General features: G+C 70.6%; 8 protein-coding genes. 6 read left to right on the top strand and 2 right to left on the bottom strand.

Annotated elements, in window-relative coordinates:
• Positions 1-2: 2 nt before the first annotated feature.
• Complete coding sequence (locus tag RN607_RS10395) at positions 3-1,451, top strand: DUF1593 domain-containing protein (RefSeq protein ID WP_313545423.1); 1,449 nt, start codon at positions 3-5, stop codon at positions 1,449-1,451.
• 12 nt (positions 1,452-1,463) lie between these two features.
• Positions 1,464-2,918, top strand: a complete 1,455-nt coding sequence (locus RN607_RS10390; RefSeq protein ID WP_313542471.1) for a glycoside hydrolase family 43 protein — start codon at positions 1,464-1,466, stop codon at positions 2,916-2,918.
• On the opposite strand, the gene RN607_RS10385 is transcribed toward RN607_RS10390, so the two are convergent.
• A complete protein-coding gene (locus RN607_RS10385) occupies positions 2,915-3,733 on the bottom strand; it encodes a CE1 family esterase (protein ID WP_313542470.1) in 819 nt (272 codons plus the stop codon). The two genes, RN607_RS10390 and RN607_RS10385, sit on opposite strands and share 4 nt — an antisense overlap.
• 183 nt (positions 3,734-3,916) lie before the next feature.
• The gene (locus RN607_RS10380) at positions 3,917-5,200 is read right to left on the bottom strand and encodes an MFS transporter (RefSeq protein ID WP_313542468.1); all 1,284 of its coding nucleotides are present in this window, start codon (positions 5,198-5,200) and stop codon (positions 3,917-3,919) included.
• A 285-nt stretch (positions 5,201-5,485) separates the two neighbouring features.
• On the opposite strand from RN607_RS10380, the gene RN607_RS10375 reads away from it, so the two are divergent.
• The 4 genes from RN607_RS10375 to RN607_RS10360 all read left to right on the top strand — a co-directional run bounded on the left by RN607_RS10375 (position 5,486) and on the right by RN607_RS10360 (position 11,385).
• Positions 5,486-6,274 (top strand): electron transfer flavoprotein subunit beta/FixA family protein, encoded by a 789-nt coding sequence (locus RN607_RS10375; RefSeq protein WP_313542466.1) that lies wholly within the window; start codon positions 5,486-5,488, stop codon positions 6,272-6,274.
• Complete coding sequence (locus tag RN607_RS10370) at positions 6,271-7,230, top strand: electron transfer flavoprotein subunit alpha/FixB family protein (RefSeq protein WP_313542464.1); 960 nt, start codon at positions 6,271-6,273, stop codon at positions 7,228-7,230. The genes RN607_RS10375 and RN607_RS10370 overlap by 4 nt, the downstream gene beginning before the upstream one ends.
• A gap of 160 nt (positions 7,231-7,390) precedes the next feature.
• Positions 7,391-8,362: a hypothetical protein gene (locus RN607_RS10365; RefSeq protein WP_313542461.1), complete on the top strand. Its 972-nt coding sequence runs from the start codon at positions 7,391-7,393 to the stop codon at positions 8,360-8,362.
• Positions 8,363-8,571: 209 nt separating this feature from the next.
• Positions 8,572-11,385: an ExeM/NucH family extracellular endonuclease gene (locus RN607_RS10360; RefSeq protein ID WP_313542459.1), complete on the top strand. Its 2,814-nt coding sequence runs from the start codon at positions 8,572-8,574 to the stop codon at positions 11,383-11,385.
• The last annotated feature ends 8 nt before the right edge of the window (positions 11,386-11,393 follow it).

The raw sequence follows: 11,393 nt of genomic DNA, 5'->3' as shown, positions 1-11,393 counted from the left end.
CCATGCGCGACGGAAGGGGGCAAGGCCGGGTGCGCGTCGTCGTCACCACGGACCCCGAGCTCGACGACCTCAACTCGATGCTGAGGCTGGTGCTGTACAGCAACGAGATCGAGCTCGCGGGACTCGTCTACTCGTCCAGCATGTTCCACTTCGCGGGCGACCCCGCTCGGGGCGTGGAGGCGCATCGGTGGCCTCCTGCCGGAGCGCGCGGACATATCGACCAGGCGCTCGACGCGTATGCGCAGGTGCATGCGAACCTGGTGGTGCACGACCCTCGGTACCCGGCTCCGGAGCACCTGCGCTCGCTGGTGCGCCAGGGCAACATCGCGGATGTGGGAGACACCCGCGAGCCGACGCCAGGGTCCGACCTGATCGCAGACCTGCTCCTGGACCACGAGCCCGGCACCCTGGTGCTGCAGGCGTGGGGCGGCCTCAACACGATCGCGCGCGCCCTCATGACGGTCGACGAGCGGCTGGTGGACCGCCCCGACCGTGACGCGGCGAGGGCGCGCCTCATGGCCCGCACGGTGCTCACGAGCTGGGGTGAGCAGGACTCGACCTTCGCCGAGTACATCCGGCCCGCCTGGCCGGAGATCGAGCTGAGGCAGGTGGCGACCGCGGCGTGGGGCTACGCGGCCCGGCATGTCGCCTCGCCGGAGGCCCTCGAGTACCTCGGCGCCCCGTGGACGCGTGCGAACGTCACGGCGGTGGGGCCGATCGGGGCCGGCTATCGAGTGTGGGGAGACGGCCTCTTCATGGCCGACGGCTTCGACGCCGACGACTACTTCGGCCACGCGGGCCTCACGGACGACGACCTGCGTGAGCGCGGCTACCAGGTGTTCTTCCCCGTTGAGGAGCCGGGTGCGTGGATCTCGGAGGGCGACACCTCGAATGTCGCGCTGCACATCGACAACGGCCTGCGCAACTGGGAGAACCCCACGTTCGGGGGGTGGGGAGGCCGTCAGGAGGCGGATCCCGAGGATCCGCACCGGTGGAACTCCGTCGGTTCGCACCCGATGGTCTTCTCGATGCCCGCGCCCGATTGGGGCGACGTCGGCCGGTGGATCCCTGCCTTCCAGAACGACTTCGCCGGGCGGCTGCGATGGTCCGTGACGTCCTCGTACGCGCAGGCGAACCACCACCCCCGGATCGACGTGCCCGACGGGTTGGCCAGGTCTGCGGCGCCAGGCGACACGGTGCGGATCGCCTGGATCGTGAGCGACCCCGATGGCGACGCCGTCCTGGTTCGACCCTGGCAGTACGTCGAGGCAGGCACCGCGGACGTGGCAGTCCTCACGTCTGTGGAAGCATCCGCCGTCGACGTGACCATTCCTGCCGACGCCGCTGACGGGGCCACCGTGCACGTGATCCTCGAGGCCACGGACGACGGCAGCCCCGCGTTGACGGCGTACGCGCGCGTGATCATCACCGTCGTCGAGCCCGGAAGGTGAACAGGAGCGCCCGTGACTGACCGACCGATCCTGCCCGGCTTCCATCCGGACCCGTCGATCTGCCGCGCCGGCGAGGAGTACCTGATCGCCACGTCGACGTTCGAGTATGCGCCGGGCGTGCCCATCCACCGGTCCACGGACCTGGTGACGTGGGAGCTCGTGGGGCATGCGCTGCCCGATGCGGTGGTCATCAACGCCGCCCCCGGCGCCGAGGGCGCCAGCCAGGGCATCTTCGCGCCCACGCTGCGCCACCACGACGGTCTGCTGTGGATGACGACCACGAGCATCCGTGACGTGGGCGCGGGCCAGCTGATCACGCACGCCGAACGGCCCGAGGGGCCGTGGTCTGCGCCGATCCGGGTGCCCGGCACCGTCGGCATCGACCCCGACCTGGCCTGGGACGACGACGGCACCTGCCTGTTGACCTGGCGAGGCTTCGCGCCGCCCGGGATCCACCAGGTGCCGATCGACCCCCGCACGGGCGAGCGGCTCGGCGAGGAAGGCGTCGTGTGGCAGGGGACCGGCCTGGCCGACACCGAAGGTCCGCACCTCATCCGGCGCGGCGACTGGTGGTACCTGATCGTCGCCGAGGGCGGCACCCATCTGGGTCACGGCGTCTCGGTGGCGCGCTCGCGGTCGCCCCGTGGACCCTTCGAGGCGCACCCGTCGAACCCCTTCTTCAGCCACCGCTCGACGCCGCATCCCGTCCAGGCCGTCGGCCATGCCGACCTGGTCGAGCTGGCCGACGGCTCGTGGGCGATGGTGCATCTGGGCATCAGGCAGACGGGGTCGCACCCGGGCTTTCACGTGCTGGGGCGCGAGACGTTCCTGGCCGGGGTGGAGTGGGTGGACGACTGGCCCGTCATCGTCGAGGACCGCTTCGACGTCCCGATGCGCGACGGGTCCTTCCGCGACGACTTCGAGGCAGGCGCGCTCGACCCGCGCTGGGTGGCGCCGTCCACCGCTCCCGACATGTTCGCGAGCGCCGACGGCGTCCTCCTCCTCGAGGACGGCCGCGAGCCCGGCGTTGCAGAGCAGGGCTCCGTGCTGTGCGCGCGTGTCACGGCATGGGACTGGGATGCGCACGCTCGCGTCGCCCACGGCGACGCCTGCCTGAGCGTCCGGATCGATGCGTCGCACTGGTACGGCGTCGAGCTTGTCGGAGGCATCGCGCGCGCCAGGGCCGTGAGCGCGCCCTTCGATCAGGTGCTTGGCGAGGTCGCGCTTGCACCGGGCGACGCGCTCGCGATCCGTGCGCGTGCGGTCGTTCCCGCGCTCGGCGAGAGCGCGGGCCCCGACAAGGTCTCCCTGGGGGTGAGGCGAGGCGACGGCCTTCTGGAGCTGGCGACGCTCGACGGCCGCTACCTCGCCACCGAGCTCGCAGGCGGTTTCACCGGACGCATGATCGGGCTCGAGGCGCTCAGCGGCGCCGCGAGCATCGAGTGGGTCTCCTACCAGGAGGTCTAGCGCAGGGGCCGGTTCACGGTGCGGAAGAACTCCAGCAGCAGGCTCGTGGCGGAGACATCGGTGACCGGAGCGTCGTCGAAGGGGGGCCGGGGGTCGCCCGGCCAGACGTGCCCGCCGCCGTCCGTGACGTAGAGGCGCACCTCGCCGGGACCGCCCTGTCCGAACGACAGGAGGGTGGTCCTGTCGCTCGTCGCGCTGACGCCCGGCGTGACGGTTGCCCCGTTGCGCTCGGCCCACCGCTGCGCGGCCTGCTCCACTCCGTAGCCCCAGCGGGGCGTGCCGTCGCCCGCGTACGGATTCACCGGGTCGGCGGTCCCGTGGAAGGCGATCACGGGAAGCGGCGCACCTGCGGCGAGCGCCCCGACCGGGGCAGCGTCGAAAGCAGGCCCCGGCGCGGGACCGGCCCGCAGGCCGGCGACCACGCCGAGGCCGTCGAGGGAGCCGGGATGGCGCGAGGCGAAGGCACATGCCATCCGCGCGCCGCCGGAGAAGCCGACCATCAGCACTGCGGACGGTGCGAACCCCAAGGTGGCGCCGGCGGCCTGGGGGAGACGGAGCAGGAAGTCGATGTCGTCGCGATCCGCGACCGCGGATTCGTCGATGAACGGCACATCGGGCACGTTCCAAGCCCATCCGCCGTCACGGTGAGGAGCCCGCCCCGGCAGGGAGGTGGCGGCGCGCGGCGCGACCATGACGAACCCCGCGTCGGGGGCGAGGGTGTCGAGTCCGCTCCTGTCGAGCAGCTCGCGGGGATTCCCGCCGCTGCCGTGCAGGGCGATCAGGAGCGGGGCGCCTCGCCCCAGCCTGTCGGGCATGCTCACGAGCATGGGATGGGCGACGCCGCCTATCGTCACCTCAGCTGCCGCCGCGCGCATCGCATCTCCTCGTTCGTGTGAGGGCTCTCGCCCTGGTGCAGACCAGAATGCCAGGGGCCCACCGACCGGATGGATCGACAGGCCCCTGGCATCGTCGGCGCGCCGAGCCGCTGGCGCGACGTGTCAGCGCACCCCGCGGATCAGCGGCATGAGGCCGGCGCCGACCAGGCACAGGACCGCGGCGGCGATCCACAGCAGCGAGTAGTTCTGCCCGCCGCCCAGGGCCAGCACCGTCGGGCCGACCGCCGGCACGATGATGTTCGGGATGTTGAGCGCAAGCCCGAACACGGCCATGTCCTTGCCCGCGTCCTTCGCGTTCGGGAGCACCGACGCGCACAGCGCGAGGTCCACGGTGAGGTAGATGGCCTGGCCCATGGCGAAGATGCTCCACGCGATGGCGAAGGTGACGAAGCTGGTGGCGCTGGCACCGAGCACCAGCGCAGCGGCCATGAGCACGGCGGCGACCGCGACGAAGGGCTTGCGGCGGCCCACCTTGTCCGACAGCCAGCCGGAGCCCGTGAAGAAGATCACCGAGATGGGCGCCGAGATCAGCGTGAGAAGGCCGGCCTTCGCGCCGACCTCGGGCAGCGGCACCTGGAGCACGTCGATCATGTAGTAGATGAAGTACGTGAACAGCGACGCCATGGCGATGCCTGCGAGCAGGCGGGCGAGCCAGGTCCAGCCGAAGTTCGGGTGCTTGCGAGGGTTGACGATCAGGCCGCCGAAGAGGTTCTTGACGTCGAGCGCGGGCACCTCGGCCTTCGCCTTGATCGGGTCGCGGTAGAGAGCGAGCAGCGGGGCAACGGTCAGGACGGCGAGCAGGACCGGGGCGGTCATGAGCAGCACGGGCTGCCCGACGAGCGCGCCGGTGAGGTAGGAGCCGCCGGAGAACGCCAGGGCGCCGAAGAGGCCCATGATGCCCATCACGCGCGCGCGCATGGCGTCGGGCACGGCCTCCACGGGGATGACGGCGTAGGCGTTGAACGAGGACTGCATCGCGGTCACGAGCACCACGTACGAGGCGCCGATGACGATGGGGTTCGGCGAGATGCCCGCGATCAGCGCCGTGACGAGGGCGACGACGAGTCCGCCGGCGATCCACGGGCGGCGGCGGCCGAAGCGGCTGGTGGTGCGATCGGACAGGGCGCCCGCGAGCGGGATGACCACCAGCATCAGCAGGGCGCCGATGGCGACGGTGCGGCTGTAGATGACGTCCTTGGTGTCCGGCGCGACGCTGGCGATGCGCAGCGACAGCGCGGTGGACATGCTCATCGCCATCACGTACATGCCGAGCGCGGCGACGAGCACGAGGCCGATCGTCTTGCGGGGCGAGCCGAACTCGGAGGTGATGCGCGTGGAATCGTCGAGCGGTTCCGGGATGACCGCTGCTTCGTCGGAGATAGTCATGAGGCTTCCTTGCCTGAATGGTCGCACGGGCGACCGTACCTGATGTGTGACGCTCGTTTCCGGGGTGAGGAGACTGTAACTCGAAAATCTGTAGACAACAAGAAATTGGAGTGTAAGTTCGTGTGTTGAGAGGTTCCACCCTGCACCCGGTGCGTCGGTGAATCTCGAATAGCGAACAGAAATTGACAACGGAGGCGATCGCAGCCGTGCCCCCGCGGGGGCAACGGCGGAGGTGCCCTCCGGGGCATGCGGCGGCGACGGTGCGCCGCCAGTAGGCTGGAACCCATGCGCATTCTGGTGACGGTCAAGTTCACGCCGGACCTTCAGTCGCAGCGATCCTTCACGGATGGCTCGGTTATGAGGACCGCGGACGACGGCTCGATGAACGAGCTCGATGAGAACGCCGTCGAGGCGGCGCTCAGGCTGGTCGAGGCGGCGGGGGAGGGCGAGGTCTACGCTCTCACCGTCGGCGGGCCCGACGCGGTGGCAGCGGTCCGCAAGGCCCTCCAGCTGGGCGCCAACCACGCCATCCATGTCTCGGACGACGAGATCGCGGGGGCAGACGTGTTCGGCACGGCCAAGGTGCTCGCCGCCGCGATCCGCAAGGTGCACGACGAGCAGCCGCTGGACCTGGTGATCACCGGCATGGCGGCGCTCGACGGCCTCACCTCCATGCTCCCCACCGCGCTCGCGGCTGACCTGGACTGGGCGCAGCTCACGCTCGCCTCGGACCTCAAGGTCGCCGACGGCGTCGCCACGATCGTGCGCCACATGCCCGACGCTCACGAGACCGTGTCCGCGCCGCTTCCGGCGGTCGTGTCCGTGACGGACGAGGCGAACAGCCCGCGCTACCCCAACTTCAAGCTCATCATGGCGGCGCGGAAGGCGCCGGTGACGCAGTGGACTCTCGCCGACATCGGCGTGGACGGCGTGACGGTCGGCGCGATCGCCTCCCGCGTGGAGGTGGTCGAGGCGGTGCCCCGACCTCCCAAGGAGGACCGGCAGGTCCTGACGGACACCGGCGACGGCGGCGTCGTCCTCGCGAACTTCCTCATCGAGAAGGGCCTGGCATGAGAGGCATCACGGTGGCGGTGCTCGTGGAGCACCGGGACGGCACGGTCGCGGGCCCCTCGCTCGAGTCCCTGACGCTGGCGCGCGGGCTCGGACGCCCGGTGGCGGTGTGGATCGGCGAGGCGCCGACGGCCGACGCGGTCGCCGCCCTCGCGTCGCATGGCGCCCAGGAGGTCCGTCACGTGGAGGTCGGCGCGGCGGCGCGTCTGCCCAAGGTGCGCGCCGCGGCGGTCACCGCGGCCGCCTCCGACGCCGCGGTGACCCTCATGACGTCCACGTTCCTCAACAAGGAGGTGGCCACCCTGGTCGCGTTGCGCACCGGCGCGGGCGTGGTGGTCGACGCCTCGGGCGCGGAGCTCGTCGACGGGCGCGTGGAGACCGAGCAGACCGTGTTCGCCGCCACATGGAACGTCCGCACCCGCGTCGCCGCTGAGAAGGCGATCGTGGCGCTGCGTCCCAACACGACGCAGGCCGTCCCGCTCGACGCACCCGCGGCGGCGGTGGTCGAGGCGATCGAGTTCGCGGCTCCCGAGACCAAGGAGAGCCTGGTGGGAGTGGCGGTCGTCGAGCGCGAGGAGGGCGTGCCGCTCGCGGAGGCACGCGTCGTCGTCTCCGGCGGTCGTGGCACGAACGGCGACTACGCCCTGGTGCGCGAGCTGGCCGAGCTGCTCGACGGCGCGGTCGGCGCCACGCGCGACGCGACCGACGAGGGCTGGATCTCCCACGAGCACATGGTGGGCCAGACGGGCACCACGGTGACCCCCGCGCTGTACGTCGCGTGCGGCATCTCCGGCGCCGTGCACCACCGCGGGGGCATGCAGGCGTCGGGCACCATCGTCGCCGTGAACATCGACCCCGACGCGCCGATCTTCGAGATCGCCGACCTGGGCATCGTGGGCGACCTCGGCGACGTGCTGCCTCAGGCGATCGCGACGCTCAAGGAGCGCAAGGGCGCCTGACCCTCACCGCGCCTCACATTCATGAGGCCCCGGGCCCGCCCGGTGCATCGTCGCCTCCAGGCGTAGCCTGAAGAGGAGGAACCGCGCGCGGCGTCGCGCCTGTGGGGCCGCGCTTGATGATCCGGCGGTGAGCGTGCCGTCCGGGGGAGGCGAGGCGGTCATGAGAGCGCAACAGGTCCACACGGACGAATGGGCCAGGTTCGGTCCGTGGATCGACCCGGTGAAGACCATGGACGAGGTGCCGCCCCTGTATCGCGACCATCCCCTGGACCTCATGCACGCGAGACTGGTGCTCAAGGTGCCACGAGACATCGAGCATCGCGACGCGACGCCGGACATGGACCTCTACGACCACCTGGTGGTGATCGACGAGCTCGGAGTCACCGTCCTCACCCGCAACGGGGCAGGTGAGGAGCGGCGCCGCATGCCGGCCCCTCCGCGCGGCTACCGCACGGATCGGGTCGACTTCGACGACCTGGTGGCGGTGCACGACTCGGTCAACCTGCTGCACGGGCTCGTCACGTTGCGGGCTCGGGACGGCCGTGCGATCTCCATGCGACACTCGGGCTCGCCGCGTGGCGGCGTCGGTCGGCTGATCGACGCGCTCCGCGAGGAGCTGGAGCTGCGCGAGCCCGGCCCGTGGGGCCAGACGCTGCTCGACGCGACCGTAGGCGCCGCACCTGACCTCGGCGTGCTGAGCAAGCGAGGCGACATCGGCATCGCCGCCGCCCTGCGCGACCTGCGCGCCGAGCATCGCGACGTCACCGCATGGGCGTGCCACGGCCACCGCCGGGTCAGGCCTGCGGGCGACGGGCTGTCGGGGATGTGGGAGCGCGCGCGTCAGGTGCTGTCGCCGGTGACGCTGCAGGGCGGCGTGCTCGCGGGCGACCGTCGGGTGATCGAGCTGCTGGGCCGGCACGAGTGGCTGACCCGCGGGTCGGTGCCCACCCTGTCGTCGTCCAGGCTGACCGTCCCGATGGCGTCGATCGACCGCGTCGACGTCGAGCCTCACCACGAATACCCCGATGCCGTGGTGCTCACCCTGAGGGCCGGAGACGCGAGGATGCCGTTCGCGGTGCCGGCCCACGCGCCCATGGTCGCGCTGCTCACCGGAGGAGCGACGTCCGGCTGAGACGTCCGCCCCCGGCAGCGGCCTGGACAGGCGGCGGCGACGAACCTTGAGCGTCGCCGCCGCCGTTGGCGCGTCTGCCAGGAAGAATTCACACGCTGTTTACGTGGCTGCCCTCCCGGTCGCCAACTTCTGCGCCTAGGTTGGAAAAGGTCTGTTTCGCCCGAAATGGATCTATCCCCCAGGGGTGGGGGATCTAGGGAGGGAAACCTATGCGCGCACGCGCTCTTGCGTCCGCGGCACTGGTGGCGATGGGGGCGACGACTCTTGTCGCCCTGCCGGCCGCCGCAGCCGACGGTGATGCACTGCACGACCTGATCATCTCCGAGTACATCGAGGGTTCGTCGAGCAACAAGGCGATCGAGATCTACAACGGGACCACCGACGCGATCGACCTGGGCGGCTACACGCTCGCCCTGTACTCGAACGGCGCGACGTCCGCCACGTACCACAACACGCTCTCCGGCACGATCGCCGCAGGGCAGACGCAGGTGTACTACAACTCGTCCGCCACCCAGGCCATCAAGGACGTCGCAGGCAGCGTCAGCCTGAGCTCGGTGAACTTCAACGGCGACGACGCCGTGGTCCTCTACTACGGCGACCTGGCGACGGGCACCGTGGTGGACTCGATCGGCCAGGTGGGGCTCCAGGTCGTGTGGACCGGCGGCACCGCTGGCGACGCCACGGGCAGCACCAGGGACCGCACGCTCGTGCGCGATGCCGCGGTCTGCTCCGGTGACGCCGACCCGACCGACGTCTACGACCTCGCAGGCTGGACCGGCTATGCGACCGACACGTTCGGCTACCTCGGATCGCACACCACGACCTGCGCGGCCGGCGCATACACGCCCGCCGGCTCGGGCGATGGCGGCGACACCGGCGGCGGCACCGACGAGCCGTCCGTCACCAAGATCTCCGCGATCCAGGGCTCCGGTGAGACCTCGCCGCTCACGGGTCAGATCGTCACCATCGAGGGCGTCGTCGTAGGCGACTACCAGGGCGACGGCGGCGACTACCAGCTCTCGGGCTTCCACGTGCAGTCGCTCGACGCCGACGCCGATGGCGATCCCGCCACGTCCGAGGGCGTCTTCGTCTACGACTACAGCGACCCGGTCGCGCTCGGCGACCTCGTGTCCGTGAGGGGCAAGGTCACCGAGTACAAGGGCGTGACGGAGATCGGCTCGGTCACCGACGTCACCGTGATGTCGAGCGGCAACACGGTCACGCCCGCGACGGTCACTCTGCCGCTGACCTCGGCCGACGAGCTGGAGCGATACGAGAGCATGCTCGTCACGTTCCCTCAAGCGCTGTCGGTGACGGAGCTGTACAACCAGGCGCGCTACGGCGAGGTCCTGCTCAGCTCGGGCGGACGCCTGGACCAGCCGACCGCAGTCGTCGCTCCGGGCCCCGACGCGATCGCACTCCAGGCCGCGAACGACCTCAACCAGATCACGCTCGATGACGCCACCAACGCTCAGAACCCGTGGCCCCTCGTGTACGGAGTCGACGGGCAGAACGTCACGTCGTCCACCTCGCTGCGCGGCGGTGACACGGTGACGGGCCTGGTGGGAGTCCTGGACTACTACCAGTCGGGCGGCGGGTACCGCGTGCGTGCCGTCGGCGACCTCTCCGACTCCGGCCTCGTGCCGGGCGGGGTCATCCCCCTCTTCGAGTCCACGAACCCGCGTCCCGCCGAGCCGGAGGACGTCGGCGGCTCGATCCAGGTGGCCGGCTTCAACGTGCTCAACTACTTCCTCACCGTGGACGACGGCAAGCACGACGTCTGCGGCGCGGCTCAGACCATGGAGTGCCGCGGCGCCGACTCCGCGCAGGAGCAGTCCAAGCAGCGGGCCAAGCTGCTGCAGGCGCTGTCCGCCCTGGACGCCGACGTGATCGGGCTCGCCGAGCTGGAGAACACCCCCGGTGTGGACACTGCGGGTGACCTCGCGTCGGGCCTGAACGACCTGCTCGGCACGGACGTGTGGGCGCCCGTCGAGACCGGGGTGATCGGAACCGACGCGATCCGCGTCGGCATGATCTACCGCACCGACAAGGTGGCGCTCGCGGGCGACTTCACGCTCATGGACTCGTCGGTGGACGCGCGGTTCGTGGATGACAGGAACCGTCCGTCGCTCGCACAGTCCTTCACCGATCTGAGCACGGGCGGCGACTTCACGGTGGTCGCGAACCATCTCAAGTCCAAGGGCTCGTGCCCGGCGGCCGACTCGCCGGAGGCCGGCACGGCGGACGATGACTCCGGCGACGGCGCGGGCTGCTGGAACGCGACCCGTACCGCGGCTGCGGAGGCGCTCGTGGATTGGATCGACTCGGGAGCTGCCGGCAACGGCGACCCCGACGTCATCATGGTGGGCGACTTCAACTCCTACGCCAAGGAGGACCCGATCCAGGTGCTCGTGGACGCCGGCTACGTCCAGCTGGGAGACGGCGACTACTCGTACGTCTACTCGGGCCAGTGGGGCTCGCTCGACTACGGCTTCGCCTCACCGTCGATGGCCGCACAGGTGACGGGATCGAGCGAGTATCACATCAACTCGGACGAGAACCCGGTGCTCAGCTACAACGAGGAGTACTTGAGCGCCGACGAGATCGCCGCGCTCTACGCCCCCGACATGTACCGCACGTCCGACCATGACCCGGTGCTCGTCGGCCTGCAGCTGACGCCCGACGTGCACTCCTGCCAGGTGCGTTACGTGACCCACTCGGCCTGGTTCAACCCCCGCATGGGCGGCGGGTTCAACGCGCAGGTGGTCCTCACCAACACCGGGACCGAGCCGATCGACGGCTGGGACCTCACGTGGAGCTGGAGCGGCGCCGAGCAGATCACCCAGGCATGGAGGGTCGACGTGACGCAGGACGGGGCGGACGTCACCGCGTCGAGCCTGTCGTACGACTCGCTCATCAAGCCGGGGAGGCAGGAGACCTTCGGGTTCCTCGGGACCCAGGTGGACGGCGTGACCGCCCCCGGAGCGTTCCTGCTCAACGGCGGCTACTGCGACATGGCGTAGTCGCGCGC

Origin of the sequence: Demequina capsici (genome assembly GCF_032102965.1) — a bacterium.
Lineage (GTDB): Bacteria > Actinomycetota > Actinomycetes > Actinomycetales > Demequinaceae > Demequina > Demequina capsici.
Note: the sequence above shows the minus strand (reverse complement) of the source record. Positions and strands in the feature narration are given on the sequence as shown.